This window comes from Pantoea sp. MT58 (assembly GCF_014495885.1).
GTDB classification, from domain to species: Bacteria; Pseudomonadota; Gammaproteobacteria; order Enterobacterales; family Enterobacteriaceae; genus Pantoea; species Pantoea eucalypti.
In genome coordinates, this window is the sequence record NZ_CP061083.1 from 931,409 (window position 1) to 951,950 (window position 20,542).

A 20,542-nucleotide genomic window follows, 5' to 3' on the forward strand; every position below is an offset into this window, starting at 1 on the left:
TACCCTTTAAAGGGGTTTTTGCTTACTTACTGTTCTTTTTGGCTGCAAAGTGAACGGTCAGAAAAAAAGTCTTAATTTGCACTTGCGCTATCTCAGCCGTTCCCTATAATGCGCCTCCACTGACACGGCAAACCGGAAACGGAAAACGGGTCAGCAGGCACAGGAGACTGCGCCGCCGGAGAAAAACTTCTGAGAAAGAGGTTGACTCTGCAGGAGGAAAGCGTAATATACGCCACCTCGCGACAGGACGCTAACGCACTGTTCGCACTGCTCTTTAACAATTTATCAGACAATCTGTGTGGGCACTCGCAGGATTGATATCAGCGTCTCCGGACGCAACAAAATATCAAAGCCTCACGAGTGAACACATAATGAAATTCATTATGACGTTTTACAGATGAGCACCGCTTAACTTGTTTAAGCAAATCAAACTTAAATTGAAGAGTTTGATCATGGCTCAGATTGAACGCTGGCGGCAGGCCTAACACATGCAAGTCGGACGGTAGCACAGAGAGCTTGCTCTTGGGTGACGAGTGGCGGACGGGTGAGTAATGTCTGGGGATCTGCCCGATAGAGGGGGATAACCACTGGAAACGGTGGCTAATACCGCATAACGTCGCAAGACCAAAGAGGGGGACCTTCGGGCCTCTCACTATCGGATGAACCCAGATGGGATTAGCTAGTAGGCGGGGTAATGGCCCACCTAGGCGACGATCCCTAGCTGGTCTGAGAGGATGACCAGCCACACTGGAACTGAGACACGGTCCAGACTCCTACGGGAGGCAGCAGTGGGGAATATTGCACAATGGGCGCAAGCCTGATGCAGCCATGCCGCGTGTATGAAGAAGGCCTTCGGGTTGTAAAGTACTTTCAGCGGGGAGGAAGGCGGTGAGGTTAATAACCTTACCGATTGACGTTACCCGCAGAAGAAGCACCGGCTAACTCCGTGCCAGCAGCCGCGGTAATACGGAGGGTGCAAGCGTTAATCGGAATTACTGGGCGTAAAGCGCACGCAGGCGGTCTGTTAAGTCAGATGTGAAATCCCCGGGCTTAACCTGGGAACTGCATTTGAAACTGGCAGGCTTGAGTCTTGTAGAGGGGGGTAGAATTCCAGGTGTAGCGGTGAAATGCGTAGAGATCTGGAGGAATACCGGTGGCGAAGGCGGCCCCCTGGACAAAGACTGACGCTCAGGTGCGAAAGCGTGGGGAGCAAACAGGATTAGATACCCTGGTAGTCCACGCCGTAAACGATGTCGACTTGGAGGTTGTTCCCTTGAGGAGTGGCTTCCGGAGCTAACGCGTTAAGTCGACCGCCTGGGGAGTACGGCCGCAAGGTTAAAACTCAAATGAATTGACGGGGGCCCGCACAAGCGGTGGAGCATGTGGTTTAATTCGATGCAACGCGAAGAACCTTACCTACTCTTGACATCCACGGAATTCGGCAGAGATGCCTTAGTGCCTTCGGGAACCGTGAGACAGGTGCTGCATGGCTGTCGTCAGCTCGTGTTGTGAAATGTTGGGTTAAGTCCCGCAACGAGCGCAACCCTTATCCTTTGTTGCCAGCGCGTGATGGCGGGAACTCAAAGGAGACTGCCGGTGATAAACCGGAGGAAGGTGGGGATGACGTCAAGTCATCATGGCCCTTACGAGTAGGGCTACACACGTGCTACAATGGCGCATACAAAGAGAAGCGACCTCGCGAGAGCAAGCGGACCTCACAAAGTGCGTCGTAGTCCGGATCGGAGTCTGCAACTCGACTCCGTGAAGTCGGAATCGCTAGTAATCGTGGATCAGAATGCCACGGTGAATACGTTCCCGGGCCTTGTACACACCGCCCGTCACACCATGGGAGTGGGTTGCAAAAGAAGTAGGTAGCTTAACCTTCGGGAGGGCGCTTACCACTTTGTGATTCATGACTGGGGTGAAGTCGTAACAAGGTAACCGTAGGGGAACCTGCGGTTGGATCACCTCCTTACCTGAAGATACCTTCCCGCGCAGTGTCCACACAGATTGTCTGATAAAAAGTAACGAGCAGAAAAAACCTCTACAGGCTTGTAGCTCAGGTGGTTAGAGCGCACCCCTGATAAGGGTGAGGTCGGTGGTTCAAGTCCACTCAGGCCTACCAAATTCGCACTCACGCTGCGTTATGTCTCCGGCTCGCATAGTTCACTATGCTTCGCGGAAACATGCCTTGCCTGAGCACGAATTGCATTTCTCACGAAGTGTACTCGGTTGAGTGGTAGTAGTGGTCTCTGCAGTAACTGTATGGGGCTATAGCTCAGCTGGGAGAGCGCCTGCCTTGCACGCAGGAGGTCAGCGGTTCGATCCCGCTTAGCTCCACCATACCGTTTATCTGTTTTTTCTGAATACTTCAGAGCGTACCGGCAACGGTGTGCTGCGAAGTATTATGCTCTTTAACAATCCGGAACAAGCTGAAAATTGAAACGACGTGTCGTTTTCATTCTCCGTAATAAGAATGAAAAGCGCGACATGTTCGAGTCTCTCAAATGCTTGCAGCTCGCAGCGTTGTAAAACGCCTGTGGGTTGTGAGGTTAAGCGACTAAGCGTACACGGTGGATGCCCAGGCAGTCAGAGGCGATGAAGGACGTGCTAATCTGCGTAAAGCGACGGTAAGGTGATATGAACCGCTACAGCCGTCGATGTCCGAATGGGGAAACCCGGTGCACTCTGTGCATCATTGCAGCATGAATACATAGTGCTGCAAGGCGAACCGGGGGAACTGAAACATCTAAGTACCCCGAGGAAAAGAAATCAACCGAGATTCCCCCAGTAGCGGCGAGCGAACGGGGAGCAGCCCAGAGCCTGAATCAGCATGTGTGTTAGTGGAAGCGTCTGGAAAGTCGCAGGGTACAGGGTGATACTCCCGTACACAAAAGCACACGTGCTGTGAGCTCGATGAGTAAGGCGGGACACGTGGTATCCTGTCTGAATATGGGGGGACCATCCTCCAAGGCTAAATACTCCTGACTGACCGATAGTGAACCAGTACCGTGAGGGAAAGGCGAAAAGAACCCCGGCGAGGGGAGTGAAACAGAACCTGAAACCGTGTACGTACAAGCAGTGGGAGCCTTCTTTATGGGGGTGACTGCGTACCTTTTGTATAATGGGTCAGCGACTTATATTCTGTAGCAAGGTTAACCGTATAGGGGAGCCGCAGGGAAACCGAGTCTTAACTGGGCGTTAAGTTGCAGGGTATAGACCCGAAACCCGGTGATCTAGCCATGGGCAGGTTGAAGGTTGGGTAACACTAACTGGAGGACCGAACCGACTAATGTTGAAAAATTAGCGGATGACCTGTGGCTGGGGGTGAAAGGCCAATCAAACCGGGAGATAGCTGGTTCTCCCCGAAAGCTATTTAGGTAGCGCCTCGTGAACTCATCCTCGGGGGTAGAGCACTGTTTCGGCTAGGGGGCCATCCCGGCTTACCAACCCGATGCAAACTGCGAATACCGAGGAATGTTATCACGGGAGACACACGGCGGGTGCTAACGTCCGTCGTGAAGAGGGAAACAACCCAGACCGCCAGCTAAGGTCCCAAAGTCATGGTTAAGTGGGAAACGATGTGGGAAGGCACAGACAGCCAGGATGTTGGCTTAGAAGCAGCCATCATTTAAAGAAAGCGTAATAGCTCACTGGTCGAGTCGGCCTGCGCGGAAGATGTAACGGGGCTAAACCATGCACCGAAGCTGCGGCAGCGACACTATGTGTTGTTGGGTAGGGGAGCGTTCTGTAAGCCGTCGAAGGTGTGCTGTGAGGCATGCTGGAGGTATCAGAAGTGCGAATGCTGACATAAGTAACGATAAAGCGGGTGAAAAGCCCGCTCGCCGGAAGACCAAGGGTTCCTGTTCAACGTTAATCGGAGCAGGGTGAGTCGACCCCTAAGGCGAGGCCGAAAGGCGTAGTCGATGGGAAACAGGTTAATATTCCTGTACTCGGTGTTACTGCGAAGGGGGGACGGAGAAGGCTATATCAGCCGGGCGACGGTTGTCCCGGTTTAAGCGTGTAGGCGGAGGGTCCAGGTAAATCCGGTCCCTTATCAACGCTGAGGCGTGACGACGAGGCACTACGGTGCTGAAGTGATAAATGCCCAGCTTCCAGGAAAAGCCTCTAAGCATCAGGTAACACAGAATCGTACCCCAAACCGACACAGGTGGTCAGGTAGAGAATACCAAGGCGCTTGAGAGAACTCGGGTGAAGGAACTAGGCAAAATGGTGCCGTAACTTCGGGAGAAGGCACGCTGGCGCGTAGGTGGAGGGATTTACTCCCCGAGCCGAAGCCAGTCGAAGATACCAGCTGGCTGCAACTGTTTATTAAAAACACAGCACTGTGCAAACACGAAAGTGGACGTATACGGTGTGACGCCTGCCCGGTGCCGGAAGGTTAATTGATGGGGTTATCCGCAAGGAGAAGCTCTTGATCGAAGCCCCGGTAAACGGCGGCCGTAACTATAACGGTCCTAAGGTAGCGAAATTCCTTGTCGGGTAAGTTCCGACCTGCACGAATGGCGTAATGATGGCCAGGCTGTCTCCACCCGAGACTCAGTGAAATTGAACTCGCTGTGAAGATGCAGTGTACCCGCGGCAAGACGGAAAGACCCCGTGAACCTTTACTACAGCTTGACACTGAACATTGAGCCTTGATGTGTAGGATAGGTGGGAGGCTTTGAAGCGCGGACGCCAGTTCGCGTGGAGCCAACCTTGAAATACCACCCTTTAATGTTTGATGTTCTAACGTAGGCCCGTGATCCGGGCTGCGGACAGTGTCTGGTGGGTAGTTTGACTGGGGCGGTCTCCTCCTAAAGAGTAACGGAGGAGCACGAAGGTCAGCTAATCACGGTCGGACATCGTGAGGTTAGTGCAATGGCATAAGCTGGCTTGACTGCGAGAGTGACGGCTCGAGCAGGTGCGAAAGCAGGTCATAGTGATCCGGTGGTTCTGAATGGAAGGGCCATCGCTCAACGGATAAAAGGTACTCCGGGGATAACAGGCTGATACCGCCCAAGAGTTCATATCGACGGCGGTGTTTGGCACCTCGATGTCGGCTCATCACATCCTGGGGCTGAAGTAGGTCCCAAGGGTACGGCTGTTCGCCGTTTAAAGTGGTACGCGAGCTGGGTTTAGAACGTCGTGAGACAGTTCGGTCCCTATCTGCCGTGGGCGCTGGAGAATTGAGGGGGGTTGCTCCTAGTACGAGAGGACCGGAGTGAACGCACCACTGGTGTTCGGGTTGTCATGCCAATGGCATTGCCCGGTAGCTAAGTGCGGAAAAGATAAGTGCTGAAAGCATCTAAGCACGAAACTTGCCCCGAGATGAGTTCTCCCTGACTCCTTGAGAGTCCTGAAGGGACGTTGAAGACTACGACGTTGATAGGCCGGGTGTGTAAGCGCAGCGATGCGTTGAGCTAACCGGTACTAATGACCCGTGAGGCTTAACCTTACAACGCCAGAGGCGTTTTTGAGAGAGACGATTTTCAGCCTGTACCGGATATATCTGCGCGGCCTTAAGGGGCGGCGCGGAGACAGAATCTGCCTGGCGGCTTTAGCGCGGTGGTCCCACCTGACCCCATGCCGAACTCAGAAGTGAAACGCCGTAGCGCCGATGGTAGTGTGGGGTCTCCCCATGCGAGAGTAGGGAACTGCCAGGCATTATATAAGTGAAGAAGCCCCGCACGAGAGTGCGGGGCTTTTTTACGTCTGAATTACGCTTTATTTAGCAAAATTGTTAATGATTTTCCCGCTTCCTGCAGCGCTATCACCGGCCGGCTTTCTCTCATGATTGCCAGCAACTCGCTGATTTTTCGATAATTAGCGACATGGCTCACAAATATAATCTCGGATTACCCCGCCTTTACCTTCGGTAGACTTAAATGCTTTACTCACTCCTTTAAACGCTGTTGATCAGCAAGGAACAGAGGTAAGGCATGACACCCACCAATAATAAAACTCAGCCGGATGATACAAAGAAACGTATCTGGGCAATCGTCGGCGCGTCATCGGGCAACCTGGTTGAATGGTTCGACTTCTATGTCTATTCATTCTTCTCGCTCTACTTTGCGCACATCTTCTTCCCAAAGGGTGACACCACAACGCAGTTATTGCAGACAGCGGGCGTTTTTGCAGCAGGATTTTTAATGCGTCCGATTGGCGGCTGGTTATTCGGCTATATTGGCGACAAGCATGGCCGAAAAAATTCGATGCTGGTTTCGGTCTGTATGATGTGTTTTGGTTCGCTGGTGATCGCCTGCCTGCCCGGTTATGCAGCGATTGGCGTAGCCGCTCCCGTCATTCTGCTGCTGGCGCGTATGTTTCAGGGATTATCGGTGGGTGGGGAGTATGGGACCAGCGCAACCTACATGAGTGAAGTCGCCCTGGAAGGACGCAAGGGATTCTATGCCTCTTTCCAGTACGTCACGCTGATTGGCGGTCAGTTAGCGGCGGTGCTGACCGTGGTGGTCCTGCAATTTGTGCTCACTGATGCAGAGCTGCGCAGCTGGGGCTGGCGCATTCCGTTCTTCCTCGGCGCACTGCTCGCCGTTGTCGCATTATGGCTACGACGCTCTCTGGAAGAAACGTCAGATAAAGCCAGCCGCGAACATCGTGATGCGGGTAGCGTCATCGGGTTACTGCGCAATCATACCCGTCCCTTCCTGATGGTGCTGGGTTTCACCGCGGGTGGATCCCTGAGTTTTTACACCTTCACCACCTACATGCAAAAGTATCTGGTTAACACATCAGGCATGGATCCAAAAACGGCCAGCGGGCTGATGACCGGGGCACTGCTGGTCTTCATGCTGATTCAGCCAATAATCGGTGCGCTGTCAGATAAAATCGGTCGTCGCACTTCGATGATGATCTTTGGTGCGGGGGCGGCGATATGTACAGTACCCATTCTGACCCTGCTGCAAAACGTGCAAAGTCCTGGCGTAGCTTTCCTGTTAATCATGCTGGCCTTGTTGATTACCAGCTTCTACACCGCCATCAGCGGCATTCTTAAAGCCGAAATGTTTCCGCCGCAGGTGCGTGCTCTGGGTGTCGGGCTATCATACGCAGTCGCGAATGCGCTGTTCGGTGGGTCGGCGGAGTATGTGGCGTTGCTGATGAAGCAGCAGGGGATTGAGACCACCTTCTTCTGGTATGTTTCAGCGATGGGTGCGGTAGCCTTTCTGGTGTCGCTGTTGCTGCACAGACGCGGCAAAGGGATTACGCTTTAACAAGGCGACTGACTCAGATTCCACAGGGTAATGCCGCGGGTTGCATCCGCGGCATCCCACACGAACGCTTTCCAGCGCCAGCCGCTGCCATTCGGGCGGCTGTCATACCACTCTTTTTCCGCCCCAATACTTAATGAAAACAGGATGCCGATAGTCTGGTTTTGACGGCCAGAAAGAGGCTGACGCTGCCCATATTTATTGCCTGCAGCAGCCAGCGCGGCAGAAGCGAAAACATGTTCCGCTTTATCCCGTCAGGTTCGCTGATCTTCCGCCATATCGACGCATCCACTGCACAACAGCACAGCAACAGGACACTTCGCGTAATGAATGCCTCTATGGCCGCAGCGATTAAAGAATACGGCTGATCAGGCGATCGATACGTATCCGGCGCAGACGGCGAATCAGTTTCCGCACTTTAGCCGGATAATCGGCAATGCTTTCAAGCTCACGGAAATGCGTCACTATCGTCGTGTTCTGACGGATTAACGTAAGCTCTTTCTCACGCTGAGCCGCTAACTCCTGATGAGGATCGTGAATCAGCACCGCATTTTCCAGATCAAGCCGCCATGCACGCGGGTTGAGGTTATTACCGGTAATCAGCTGCCATTCGTCATCAACCCACATCCCTTTAAGGTGATAACTGTTTTCACCATCCTTCCAGAGTCTCACGACCAGCTGATCGGTCGTAACATAGTAGTGCAGACGGCTCATGAAACGACGCAGATTGATTTCATACAGGTAAGGCAGCGCGCCGATAATTTTGAATGGCTCATCAGGCGCAATGTAGAAATCATTGGCGGTTTTATCACCGACGATGATCTCGACTTTTTTCCCCTGGCGCAGCAGATGAATGATATTACGCACCAGCAGGGCGGGCATGTTGAAGTAAGGGGTACAGATGATCAGCTTCTGTTCCGCACAGGGCATCAGATGGAAAATGGTTTTATTGAGCAGGCTATGCTTGCCCAGACCGACCAGTGGCGTGACCGTCAGTTCATCATTGCCGGCATTGCCTTCAAACTGGTAATTGAAACCCCGGAGATCCTGACGGAACTGGCGTGTCTCATTTTTGATTTCAGGACTTGAGGGGCGTTCTGCAAAATCGAGCCGGTTGACGGCTTCTGCAGGTTTAAGATTCAGCGTGATCCACTCATACATGGTATCGGTCAGTTGGGGATTCCGGATAACCTGATAGCGATCATACCGATACTTATCATGCTGATGCAGGTAGACATCATTGATGCTGGCACCGCTATAGAGCAGCATATCATCAATAATGAAGCCTTTTAGATGAAGCACACCCAGCGCTTCACGCGTATTAACCGGAATGCCATAAACCGGGATGGCAATATCCGGATAGCGTGTGGCCATTTCGCAATACCAGTCAGCATTGGTTACGCCTCGTGCTGCGCCAATTCGGCCACGTTGCGCGCGGTGCCAGTCGACCAGAATGGAGATATCCAGCGTTTGCCGCGCCTGCTTCGCGCTATAGAGCGCATCCATAACGGCACGTCCGGCGTCATCATTTTCCAGATAAAGCGCAACAATACAGATGCGTGTCTGTGCGGTCGCTATTTTCTCCAGCAACGTCTGGCGAAACTCAGCAGGCGAATAAAGTGTCGACACATCCGCAACGGATTGTGACAGTTTAGGCAGCTGTGCGAGGTGTTGTTGGTGTTTGTTACGTTTGAATTTAGACAACATCACAGTGCACTTCTTCTCTGTTCATTGCATGGCCTTTTGCCATCAAATCAGGGTTATAACCACAAATAATAACATCAACTCCGTCAATTCGAACGTTTTTTACCTTTCTCTACAAGGTGGGTTGATCTCATTCTGTAAGGACAATTTCAGGCTGACAATACCGTCATCCAGTTGAATATCAACATGAAAGTTAAGTTTACGGGCCAGCGTAATCATGCCGCGATTATGGGGCATGGTGATACCGTTCAATTGTTGCAAGCCGTGATGTCGGGTGTAGCGGATCATCTTTTCCAGCAGACGGCGGCCCATGCCTAACCCTTTCAGGTCAGAACGGACCAGCACCGAAAACTCCGCATCAATGTTATCCGCATCAGAAATAGCGCGGGTTACGCCGATGATCTCAGGTCGTCCCTGATGCTGACGCACCGCTACGATCGCCATCTCACGGTCATAATCGATCTGAGTCATATTGGCGAGGTCATCATGGGTGAATTCATTGATTTCACTGAAGTAGCGGTAGTAAAGGTCTTCTTTGGTCACCTGGCTGATGAAGTCGCGCAGCAAAGGTTCATCTTCTGGCAGGATCGGCCGGAACAGGCAGAATTGCCCATTCTTCAATTCTACCTGCTCCTCAAGATGCTGAGGATAAGGACGAATTGCCAGTCGCGCTTCGTTATCGCCATCGAACGGAGCCAGCGTCAGGGTGACATCCAGCAGGGTAAAATCATTACCCGCTGCCAGTAGCGGGTGAATATCCAGTCGCTGGATCTCCGGGCAATCCACCACCAGGTTAGAAACCTGCACCAGCAACTGGCTTAAACCGGGGATATCCAGCGGATTCAGGGCGCTACGGCTGCGGATTTTTCCGCTTTTGATTGCCTGAATCACCAGATAGCGTGCCAGAGTCATATTCAGCGGAGGCAAGGCAACCGCAGCCTGTTTATCGGCCTGCCATTCAACGCCGCCTTCGCCCAGCATAATGATTGGGCCAAACAGGGCATCCTGTTCGACCACGACCCGCAACTCCTGCGCGCCCGCACGGCTGGCCATGCTCTGAACCAGCAGCCCTTCAATACGCGCCTGCGGCAGCGTCTGTCTGACCCGATCAAAAATGGCCTCAGCGGCATGCTCTACTTCGCTGGCATTGCGCAGATAGAGCATTACACCCTGAACCTCCGACTTATGGGCGATATCGGGTGAACGCAGTTTCAGCGCCACCGGATAGCCAATCTGATCGGCAATCGCCACAGCCGATGTGCTGTCGCTGGCGATCCAGGTCGGCAGTGTCGCCAGCCCGTATGCCTGCAATACTGGCTGCACTTCGTGCGTATCCAGCGCGGTAACGCCGCGCGACAGCGCCTGTGACAGCAACTGGTGAGCCTGAGCGCTATCCTGCTTCAGTGTTGTGGGCAGGGCAGGGGTTTCACGCAGCTGCTTCTGGTTACGGCGATACTCAACCTGATGCATAAAGGCGGTGACGGTGCCTTCCGGCGTGCGCCAGGTCGGGATGCCTGCCTGCGTAAAGGCACGACGTGCAGCCTGGGAAGAGAACTCGCCGCTCCAGTTGGTCAGCAGCGTCACCAGCTTACCGCGCGGGTGACGGGCTATGGTGTCGATCAGATGTGCGGCCGTTTCAGTTGCGGGCGCGACCGCGCTTGGCGCATGAATAATCATTAATGCATCAAGTTCATGGCTGTTGAGCAGAATCTCCACACAGGCGGCATAACGTTCCGCTGTGGCGTCATCTTTTAAATCCAGCGGATTACCGCGACCTGCACCCGCGGGTAGCAGCGCCTCCAGTTGCTGACGTGTCTCATCGCTGAGCTGCGCCAGTTTTCCGTTACGGGCATAGAGTTCATCCAGCGCCAGCGCGGCAGGTGCGGCTCCATTGCTGATGATCATCAGCCTGTCGCCTCGCAGCGGGCGCATATGGCTTAGCGATTCAACGGCGGAGAACAGCTCATGGGTATCCTGGACCCGCAGCAACCCGGCGCGCTGAATGGCCGCATCCCAGGCGGCGTCAAGGCCGCTGTGGGTGCCAAGCAGCGCCTGGGCTTCGCGGCTGCGACCACTCTTGATGATCAATATCGGTTTATTCCGCGAGGCACTGCGGGAAGCGGAAACAAAACGACGCGCGTCGCTGAGGTGCTCAAGATAGAGCAGGATGGCGCTGGTCTTGCCGTCACGCGCCAGGAAGTCGAGCAGGTCATCGACATCGGTATCCAGACTGTCACCCAGCGCAATAAACCAGGAGAAACCGAGATTACGCTGCTGCGCCCAGTCGAGAATGGTATTAGAGACGGCGGCGGACTGAGAGATAAACGCGATGCGGCCTTTCTCAATTGGCACCGGCGAGAAGCTGGCATTCAATCCCTGCCAGGGCGCCAGCAGGCCCAGACTGTTCGGTCCCAGCAGACGTATCTGCCATTTACCTGCGCAGGCTTTGAGCTCGGCCGACTGGCTGGCGGGCGCGGAGAGGATAATGCAGGCCTTGCAGCCTTTTTCGCCGAGCTGTTGCAGCAACTCGAGGTTACGTTTCGAGTGGGTACAGATCACCGCCAGGTCGGGCGCGAAAGGTAGGCTGTCGATGGTGGGCCAGGCCAGCACGCCGCTGACTGCTTTATATTTTGGCGTCACCGGCAAAACCGGCCCGCTAAAACCGCCCGCCAGCAGGTTACGCATCATAAAGTATCCGGCACGCCCGGGCGTGACCGAGGCACCAATCACCGCAATTGATTTAGGTCGTAACAGCGCTTCCAGTCCGCGTTGGCTCATCTCGCCCTCCAGAGATCGGGATTTGCGTGATTGTAAACGCTTTTTGCTGGCAGTGCTTCCGGGCAGATCGCAGGCTGAAGATCCGGATCTTCGGATCGGTCAGCCCAGGCGCTCGCCTGCCGGAAGAAGAGGGATGCGGCTAAGCCTGTCCGGCGTGATGCGGTTTCCCTGCCAGGTAGGCCGCACGGAACTGATCAAAATGGTGAGATAGTGCTTCTGCCGCCAGCCGATCGCCCGCCTGCGCCAGCAGCGCCGCGGCCACTTCAGCGGTACAGTGCTGACCTTCGCCGTGCGCCTCCCGCAGTGTATAGCGCGAAGGGGTACTCACATTCAGCGACATCACCGGCAGGGCGTCGAGCCAGGGGCTTTTGCGGAACATCTTGCGAGCTTCGGTCCAGGTGCCATCCAGCATGATAAACAGCGGCGGCTTGCCGCTGGTGGGTGGCGTTGTCAGCACCTCGCGACCGGGATCCGCATAGGCGGCCGGAAAGACGACAAGCGGCTGATAATCAGGATTGCGCACGGCCGCCAGCAGCAGCGGATGCGGCTCGGTGCGTGACCAGCCAAACGCCTGGGTATCCGGCAGAATATCGGCAATCAGACGCCCGGTGTTGCTCGGTTTCATCGGCTCGGTATCAAACATCACCAGGCAGAAGCGGCTACGGGCAGACGCAGGCACGATCTGACTGCAAAGACAGCTGGCTTCTGGCAGCAGACAACCCTGGCAGCGAATGACACGATTTCCACGCGCAAGGAAAGGACGGGTGGCACGCGCCAGGCGTTCGGTGCGCAAGCGCAAAACAGCATTATCAGACATGAGGTTTCAGGGCAGGAAAAAACGTCAGTGTAATCGAAGCGCAGGTGAAAAGGAAAAGGCCAGACTGGCTGGCCTCTTAATATTACAGTGATTCATCCAGCCATTCGTTAAACGGTGCCTTGGGCATGGCACCATTAAGCATGTCCACCCGCTCGCCGTTCTTAAACAGCATGATGGTAGGAATACTGCGAATGTTGAAACGGGCGCTCAGGGCCGGTTCCGCTTCGGTGTTTACTTTAATAAAGCGGACTTTCCCGCTGCGCTCGCTGGCGACATCTTTAAACACGGGCGCAAAATTGACGCAGGGACCGCACCAGGGCGCCCAGAAATCGATCACCACCGGCAGATCGTCCTGCAGATATTTGTCAAAGTTAGCGCTGGTGGCATTGACCACCTCGCCATCAAACAACGCATTTCCACAGCGGCCGCATTTCGCCGCATCGGCAAGGCGTTCTTCAGGAACGCGATTGGTTGCCTGGCAGGAAGCGCATACCGTATTCATAGGAACCTCTGAGGTTTAAAAGTGTCAGTCTGGTAATTGTTGTCCATTATGAAAGAGGGCGGATTCCTGCTCAATCTGGATTGCTCTATAGGTTCAATAGTTGATAGCTAAGCGCCAGCACATCAGGTAATCTGCGCGCTCTCAATGCAGGAGGAAGATATGAACGACGAATTTAAAGGCAAGAGCGGCAAGGTTAAGGTGATGTACGTGCGTGGCGAGGACGATAAAAGTGCGCGTGCGCCGAATCCTCGTACAGGCAAAGGTGGTCACGCTGCTGCCCGCCAGGATGATAATCGTCGTTCATCTGGCCCCCGTACAGAACGCAGTCAGGAAGGTGGTCGCTCCGCGGGGCGTCGCAGCGACGACACTGGTCGCAGCAGTTCACCGCGCCGTGACGAAGGCGGACGTGGCGCGCCACGCCGTTCAGACGAGGGTGCAGGTCGCCGCAACGATCGTGGCGATGATAGCCGTGGCGCCTATGGCAGCAGCGACTCCCCATGGCGCACCGTATCACGCGCGCCATCAGCAGACCGTGCTGCATCGCCTGAGAGTGATAAGCCCGATCATGGCGGCATCAGCGGCAAGAGCTTTGTTGATCCTGAGCAGATCCGTCGTCAGCGTAACGAAGAAACCCGCGTTTATGGTGAGAACGCCTGTCAGGCACTGTTCCAGAGTCGTCCGGAAGCGATTGTTCGCGCCTGGTTCATTCAGGAAGTGACTCCGCGTTTCCGTGAATCGCTGCGCTGGCTGGCGGCGAACCGCAAAGCCTATCACGTGGTAGAAGATGCAGAGATCACCAAAGCATCAGGCACTGAGCATCACGGTGGCGTCTGCTTCCTGATCAAAAAGCGTATGGGTATGGCGGTTTCGGAATGGCTGAGCCAGGCAACAACCAAAGATTGCGTACTGGCACTGGAAGATGTCAGTAACCCGCATAACCTGGGCGCGATTATGCGCAGCTGCGCGCACTTTGGCGTAAAAGGTTTGCTGGTAAACGATGCCTCACTGCTGGAGTCGGGTGCAGCAGTGCGCACCGCAGAAGGCGGTGCCGAGCATGTTCAGGCCATCAGCGGCGCAACTTTCAGCGAAGGTCTGGAAGCGTTCCGTAAAGCGGGTTACACCATCGTGACCACCTCCAGCCATCAGGGCACGCCGCTGGCGCAGGCTAAGCTGCCGGAGAAAATGGTGCTGGTGTTAGGTCAGGAACGTGAAGGTCTTTCTGACACCGCGTTCAAACAGGGTGACATGAGCCTGTCGATTGGCGGCACCGGCAACGTAGAAAGTCTCAACGTTTCGGTCGCAACCGGCGTACTGCTCGCCGAATGGTGGCGTCAGAACGCATAAAAAAACGGGCCGAAAGGCCCGTTTTGCTTTGTCACGTCAGTGTGCGCCACCGCCGCCACCGCCTGCACCAAACGGCGGACGGGCAAACCAGATCAGCACCAGCAGGATCAGGAATACCCCCGCCGATGCCCAGAAAATTTCATTCGCTGAAATGATCAGTCCCTGATTGGTAATCTGCTGCGCGATATACGCCGAGGCCTGCTGCTGCGTCATTCCCAGGCTCTCCAGCTGGCTATACATCTGCTGCGAATTAACGTTGTACGGGGTAATCGACTCGGTCATATAGCTATGATGCATCGACTCGCGATTCGTCCACATCGTGGTTGTAATCGACGTGCCTACCGAGCCAGCAAACGTACGCATAAAGTTCGACAGGCTGGATGCTGCGGCCATGCGCTCCGGCGGCAGTCCCGACAGCGTAATAGTCGTCAGTGGCATAAAGAAGCAGGCCACGGCAAAGCCCTGGATAAACTGCGGCCAGGCTGAGGCACCAAAGTCCATCCCCGGTTCAAATGTATACGCGCGCCAGTAGAAGCAGATGGCATACATAATGAAGCTGAATGTGACCAGTCGTCGCATGTCGAGCTTATGCGCAAAGCGACCAATAATCGGCGACAGGATCACCGGTATGATGCCTACCGGTGCCGACGCCAGGCCAGCCCAGGTTGCGGTATAACCGTAAACCTCCTGCAGCAGCTGCGGTAACAGAACTATCGAGCCGAAGTAGAGCATGTACGCCAGACTGATCGACAGACAGCCAATGGTAAAATTGCGCGACTTAAACAGGGAGAGGTCGATGATCGGGTGATCGTCCGTCAGCTCCCAGACCAGCAGGACTGTGAGCGCAATCAATGCCACGACCCCTAACACGATAATCTCGACCGAGTTAAACCAGTCGAGCTCCTTTCCGCGATCCAGCATGACCTGTAAACAGCCGATCCCCACGACCAGCAGCACCAGCCCGACCATGTCGATCCGCCGGATTTCGGTTTTAGTTTCCCGGCCACGCAGCGTTTGCAGCGTCAGTATGACCACGGCCACACCAATCGGCACGTTGATAAAGAAGATCCAGCCCCAGTGATAGTTATCGCTGATCCAGCCGCCCAGTATCGGGCCACAGATCGGCGCGACGATCACCGTCATCGCCCACAGCGACAGTGCCAGACTGCGCTTAGCGGGCGGATAGTTGTTGAGCAGCAGACTTTGCGACAGCGGGATCAATGGACCTGCAACAATCCCCTGAATGACACGGAAAAAGATCAGCATCTCCAGGCTATCTGACATACCACACGCCCAGGAGGCGATGGCAAACAGAATGGTCGACCAGGTGAACAACTTCACTTCACCAATGCGCTTTGCCAGCCAGCCGGTCAGCGGGATCGAGATCGCATTCGCGACACCAAACGAGGTGATTACCCATGTACCCTGAGAGTTCGACGCGCCCAGGTTCCCGGCAATCGTAGGGATGGCCACGTTGGCGATGGTCGAGTCCAGCACCTGCATGAACGTCGCCAGCGACAGCGCAACGGTCATCAGGACCAGCGGCATCCCTTCAAGCGGTTTTTGTGCCATTACAGCCTCCGCGTCATCATCCGGCGTTGGCGCGGACAATATCGGTGATCAGCTGATTGACCGGCGCAAGGTCAATCGCCAGAGCATTGCTGCTGTAAGCGGCCTGCTGGCGGACGCTGGTAGCCAGCACACTGCCTTCGTTGCTGGTGGTATCGATTTTGACCAGCGTGGAGAGGCCGATGCGCAGTGGATGTCTGGCGATATCTTCCTGATTCAGTTCGATACGAACCGGCAGGCGCTGAACCACTTTGATCCAGTTACCGGTAGCATTCTGTGCAGGCAGCAGAGAGAAGGCGCTGCCGGTGCCCATATCCAGTCCTGCGACTTTGCCATGATAAACGACGTCGTCACCGTAGATGTCGGCAACCACGGTGGCAGGCTGACCAATGCGTACGCCAGCCAGCTGGGTCTCTTTGAAGTTGGCATCGACCCACAGATTCGTTGCAGGCACGACAGCCAGCAGCGGGGTGCTGGTGGAGATTTGTGAACCGACCTGCACGCTGCGACGTGAGACAAAACCATCCATCGGGCTGCGGATCTCAGTGCGCTGCAGTGCCAGCCAGGCATCACGCAACTCAGCTGCGCTCTGTTGCACAGCTGGCTGATTCTCCAGCGAGGTATTGAGGATCATCGCCTGATTAGCATTATATTGCTGAATCGCGACATCCAGCTGCGCTTTAGCCGTCGCGACAGCGTCCCGGGCGTGCTGCAACTCTTCACGGCCAATCAGGTTAGCTACACCCAATGGCTCACGACGTTTCAGGTCGGCCTGTGCCTGCGCCAGCGCAGTTTGCTGCAACGTAATGCTGGCCTGGTACTGTTTGCCATTGATCATCAGCTGATGCGTCTGACGCACGCTGGTGGCCAGTGCTGTCTGCGCTTTTTCAAACGCCTGTTCAGCATCCGTCTTATCGAGTGAAACCAGCACATCGCCCTTTTTAACGAAATCGGTATCTTCAAACCAGACTTTGTTAACGCTACCGGAAACCTGTGCCATCACCTGCACCTGATTACCTGCAACGTAGGCGTCATCGGTCTCCTGAAAATGGCGCAGGACCAGGAACCAGTAAACCCCCCAGGCAATACCAATCAGCACAAAGATCAGCGCCAGCACAATGAGCACACTTTTGCGCTTCTTCTTTTTACTGGCTGACGGTTGCGGACTTTGTGCTTCTGCCGTTGCACTCATGACTTTCTCCACGTTTTCCATTTAGACGGGCAGCAGAAATCCATTTCTGCCAGCGCCCGAGTCGAAAAAGCCAGCGACTAGGCGCTGGCCAGATAAAAAAGGAAGTTAAAATAACGATTTCGACGGGTGATTGTGTCGCACTTATTGCTATTAGCGGGACAGCGAGGCGATCAGCTGATCTTCATCCATTTTATCAAGACGATTAAGCAGCTTACGGGTAATACCTTCCAGCTGGGATTTCTCATCGACTGACAGCGACGACCAGAGATACTGCAGGCTCTGATGCTGAGGGGGCAGCAACTGACGCAGGAACTCCATGCCTTTATCGGTCAGATGCAGGTGCAGGCAGCGACGGTCGTGATCGCTTTCGCGACGCTCAATCCAGCCGCGCTTCTCCAGCTCATCGGCAATGCGCGTCGCATTGGTGCGTGAAGAGCCAAGGGCTGAACTGAGTTCAGAAGGCTGAATGCTGTGGTTTTCCTGCGCATCCAGCGTAATCAACGCCATGAACAGGGTTTCATTAATCCCCTGTGCTTTCAGCATCTTATTACGGTTGTCCAGCAGTTTACCCTGCATATGCATACAGAGACGCGTCAGAATAATTTCCTGTAACGGAAAATCCTTATGGCGATTGGCACGGATGTTTAGCATCTGCTCAATGGGAGTAAACGAACTTTCCATTAAAAAAAACCTCACTAATTGCAACTTGTATAATAACTATGGTGACAGGGTAAGCGTAGTCACTTTTTGGCAGGTGATCGCTCTCAGACCCGCACTCTGTACCATCAAAGGTATTCCAGGCCACTCCCTGGCCCTGGGTCAAAAACCCGTACACCCGGCGGCAGCGCTGAGCCGGGACGTTTTCAAAAGAGGGCAAATTTAATAATATCGCGAGGAAAAATAACCGAAGTGAATAGCTTTGTTACTAACCATAACAAACCTAACCATTTGTGACCAGACCCTTGCACTGTCGGGCCAGGATTCAGTTGATTATTTCCGACTCAAAGCGCGATCCCTTTGCCCAGATCAGCAGATTAGTCAGCGTAAGCAGTGCGCCAGCGCCACAGACGCCATGCCAGCCCCACAGATGATAAGCGGTGGCGGAGAGCAGCGAACCCGCCGCACCACCTATAAAGTAGCTGGTCATGTAACCTGCATTCAGACGGTTACGCGCCTCCGGCATCTGCGCATAGATCACGCTTTGATTGGTGATATGGACAGCCTGCACCGCCAGATCCAGCAGCAGAATGCCAATAATAAGCGGCACCAGCTGCGCTGCGCCCCATGCAATAGCGGCCCAGGAGAGCAACATGAGCAGCAGGCCGAGTCGGGTCGTCAGCTTCGCTTTACCCCTGTCAGCCAGTGAGCCCGCCTGACGAGCGGCCAGCGCCCCTGCGGCACCGACCAGCCCCAGCAGGCCGATCTCACCTTCTGAGAAGTGATAAGGCGCGCCAGAAAGCAGAAACGCCATTGAGGTCCACAGCAGGCTGAAATTGGCAAACGCGAGACAGCCGGTCCACGCGCGGGTGCGGATCACGCGATTACCTGCATACAGGCGAAAGATAGAGGCCAGCAGTTGTGGATAGCTCATTGGCACGGACTGCTTAACACGTGGCAGCGCTCGCCACAGCGCCAGCGCCATCACGACCATCAGCAAACTGGCTGTCCAGTAGACCGTACGCCAGCCGCCAAGCTGTGCGAGACCGCCTGCCACGGTGCGCGCCAGCAGAATCCCCAGCAGCAAACCGCTCATGACGGTACCAACGATTTTGCCGCGCCGCTCCGGCTCGGCCAGTGTGGCAGCCAGCGGCACCAGGATTTGCGCAGCGACCGAAAACAGGCCAGTCATGACTGTGCCCAGCAGTAAAAAGGGAAATGAGTGCGAAAGGGCGATGATGACCATGCCCGCCGCAGCCAGCAGGATCATCGTTACAATCAGGCTGCGTCGGTCAAAGCGATCGCCTAACGGCACCAGCAACAGCAATCCGCAGGCATAGCCGAGTTGCGCCGTGGTGACAATAAACCCGGCGAGGCTAACAGAGAGATCAAACTGTTGAGCGATGGTATTAAGCAGTGGCTGAACGTAGTAGTTACTGGCTACGCAGAGGCCGGTTGCTACCGACATCAGAATCACTAAAGCAGGCGTCAGACCCTGGCGAGTCGCATTCATAAACAGCATCGGTCGCTAATAATCATTTGAGGTTAATAATAACTCAAAAAACTATTTCACACGCATGTTTATTAACAGGCCATACCAGTCGGGATAGCAGGCATAAAAAAGGGCAGAAATGTTTCCGCCCTTAATCACTGTCCGACTTAAGGCGTATGCTCCCTGAGCCAGCACTTTTACCAACCACCCTGGGGTGGACATGTTTTCATGTTATTGCGCGGCGGCCTGAGCCTCGCTGATCCATTTATCGAACTCAGCCTGATGCGCTTTAATCCAGCCATCAACATGACGGTTAATCGCCTCTTCTGAGTTTTGTCCGGCATGCATCGCTGAGTTTTCAGCATTGATATCGGTAATAGGCAGCTTCATGACCGCAAACAGACGGGCCGCCGCCGGATTTTTCGCCGCCCAGGCTTTGTTGGCGACGATGTGCATGGTATTAACCGGGAAACCGTAGTTCGCGCCGTTTGGCAGCTTAGTATCCACATCCTTCTGTTCGCCAGGCAGCGACGAGAACGGCACCTGCAGCCAGACTACATCGCGGCCCGGCTTCAGCACATCGCTCAGCCAGTAGGGCGTCCAGGTATAATAAAGGATCGGCTTACCCTGTTTGTAGCGTGCCAGCGTATCCGCCACCATCGCCGAATAGTTACCCATATTAGCGGTCACGGTATCACTGAGACCAAAGGCGCTGTTCTGATGATTAATTACCGCTTCACAGCCCCAGCCTGGCGTACAGCCGGTCATATCCGCCTTGCCATCGCCGTTGGCGTCAAACAGTCTGGCGATCTTAGGATCTTTCAGCTGTTCGATATTGGTGATGTGATATTTCTCGGCGGTCTTCTTATCAATCAGATAACCCTGGGCGGCACCGGTAACGTAGGTTCCCTGTCGATACAGCTTCTGATCGCCACCGGCAGCTTTATACATGTCGTCATGCAGTGGCTGCCAGTTCACCGCGGTAAAGGTGGCGTCGCCAGCGGCGATAGAGGTGTAGCCAACGTTGTAATCCACTTCACTCGGCTTGCTGACCTGATAGCCGAGTTTTTCCAGCGCGCGGCTGACAATCAGGGTCTGAAAAGTCTCTTCAGCGATAGTACTCTGTATAGGTTGCACCGTAATACCTTTGCCCGGCAGATCGGCAGCGGAGACGTGTGAAACGGCCAGCGTGGTTACCACGGCGGCGAGCAGAGAGGCTCTGTTGCGCATAGTCATTCCTTATTTAAGATGTCGCGTC

General features: G+C 54.7%; 12 protein-coding genes, 2 tRNA genes and 3 rRNA genes. 8 read left to right on the forward strand and 9 right to left on the reverse strand.

From position 1 onward, the window contains the following. The first annotated feature begins 434 nt into the window (after positions 1–434). The 7 genes from IAI47_RS04440 to IAI47_RS21955 all read left to right on the forward strand — a co-directional run bounded on the left by IAI47_RS04440 (position 435) and on the right by IAI47_RS21955 (position 7,597). Positions 435–1,975, forward strand: a 16S ribosomal RNA gene (locus IAI47_RS04440). A 73-nt stretch (positions 1,976–2,048) separates the two neighbouring features. Then, positions 2,049–2,125 (forward strand) — tRNA-Ile (locus IAI47_RS04445). Positions 2,126–2,267: 142 nt separating this feature from the next. Then, a tRNA-Ala gene (locus IAI47_RS04450) sits at positions 2,268–2,343 on the forward strand. Positions 2,344–2,550: 207 nt separating this feature from the next. Continuing rightward, positions 2,551–5,458, forward strand: a 23S ribosomal RNA gene (locus IAI47_RS04455). Between the two features lie 92 nt (positions 5,459–5,550). After that, positions 5,551–5,666 (forward strand): 5S ribosomal RNA (gene rrf, locus IAI47_RS04460). Together the 16S, 23S and 5S rRNA genes with 2 tRNA genes alongside form the textbook arrangement of a ribosomal RNA operon. 276 nt (positions 5,667–5,942) lie before the next feature. Further along, positions 5,943–7,232: an MFS family transporter gene (locus tag IAI47_RS04465; RefSeq protein ID WP_008926770.1), complete on the forward strand. Its 1,290-nt coding sequence runs from the start codon at positions 5,943–5,945 to the stop codon at positions 7,230–7,232. Between the two features lie 233 nt (positions 7,233–7,465). Then, positions 7,466–7,597 carry a hypothetical protein gene (locus tag IAI47_RS21955; protein ID WP_255348851.1) on the forward strand — a complete coding sequence of 44 codons (132 nt, stop codon included), beginning with the start codon at positions 7,466–7,468 and terminating at the stop codon, positions 7,595–7,597. Here IAI47_RS21955 and pssA read toward each other — a convergent pair. The 4 genes from pssA to trxC all read right to left on the reverse strand — a co-directional run bounded on the left by pssA (position 7,581) and on the right by trxC (position 13,030). Further along, a complete protein-coding gene (gene pssA, locus IAI47_RS04470) occupies positions 7,581–8,936 on the reverse strand; it encodes a CDP-diacylglycerol--serine O-phosphatidyltransferase (protein WP_008926769.1) in 1,356 nt (451 codons plus the stop codon). The genes IAI47_RS21955 and pssA overlap by 17 nt on opposite strands. Before the next feature lie 99 nt (positions 8,937–9,035). Then, positions 9,036–11,711, reverse strand: a complete 2,676-nt coding sequence (locus IAI47_RS04475; protein ID WP_008926768.1) for a bifunctional acetate--CoA ligase family protein/GNAT family N-acetyltransferase — start codon at positions 11,709–11,711, stop codon at positions 9,036–9,038. Between the two features lie 139 nt (positions 11,712–11,850). Continuing rightward, entirely contained in the window at positions 11,851–12,528 is a 678-nt protein-coding gene (locus tag IAI47_RS04480; protein ID WP_008926767.1) for a tRNA-uridine aminocarboxypropyltransferase, read from the reverse strand. Positions 12,529–12,610: 82 nt separating this feature from the next. Beyond that, a complete protein-coding gene (trxC, locus tag IAI47_RS04485; protein WP_008926766.1) occupies positions 12,611–13,030 on the reverse strand; it encodes a thioredoxin TrxC in 420 nt (139 codons plus the stop codon). Between the two features lie 159 nt (positions 13,031–13,189). Between trxC and IAI47_RS04490 the strand changes: the two genes are divergently transcribed. Further along, complete coding sequence (locus IAI47_RS04490; protein ID WP_003850386.1) at positions 13,190–14,374, forward strand: tRNA/rRNA methyltransferase; 1,185 nt, start codon at positions 13,190–13,192, stop codon at positions 14,372–14,374. A 36-nt stretch (positions 14,375–14,410) separates the two neighbouring features. Here the strand turns inward: IAI47_RS04490 and emrB are convergent, their stop codons facing one another. From emrB to proX, 5 genes are all read right to left on the reverse strand, one after another. Next, positions 14,411–15,946, reverse strand: coding sequence for a multidrug efflux MFS transporter permease subunit EmrB (gene emrB, locus IAI47_RS04495; RefSeq protein ID WP_003850384.1), 1,536 nt, complete (start codon positions 15,944–15,946; stop codon positions 14,411–14,413). Between the two features lie 16 nt (positions 15,947–15,962). After that, positions 15,963–17,135: a multidrug efflux MFS transporter periplasmic adaptor subunit EmrA gene (emrA, locus tag IAI47_RS04500; protein ID WP_008926765.1), complete on the reverse strand. Its 1,173-nt coding sequence runs from the start codon at positions 17,133–17,135 to the stop codon at positions 15,963–15,965. Positions 17,136–17,285: 150 nt separating this feature from the next. Continuing rightward, positions 17,286–17,816, reverse strand: a complete 531-nt coding sequence (gene mprA / locus IAI47_RS04505; RefSeq protein ID WP_003850381.1) for a transcriptional repressor MprA — start codon at positions 17,814–17,816, stop codon at positions 17,286–17,288. A gap of 301 nt (positions 17,817–18,117) precedes the next feature. Further along, positions 18,118–19,305, reverse strand: coding sequence for an MFS transporter (locus tag IAI47_RS04510; RefSeq protein WP_033743490.1), 1,188 nt, complete (start codon positions 19,303–19,305; stop codon positions 18,118–18,120). 210 nt (positions 19,306–19,515) lie between these two features. Then, positions 19,516–20,514 carry a glycine betaine/L-proline ABC transporter substrate-binding protein ProX gene (gene proX / locus IAI47_RS04515; protein ID WP_003850376.1) on the reverse strand — a complete coding sequence of 333 codons (999 nt, stop codon included), beginning with the start codon at positions 20,512–20,514 and terminating at the stop codon, positions 19,516–19,518. Positions 20,515–20,542 lie beyond the last annotated feature (28 nt).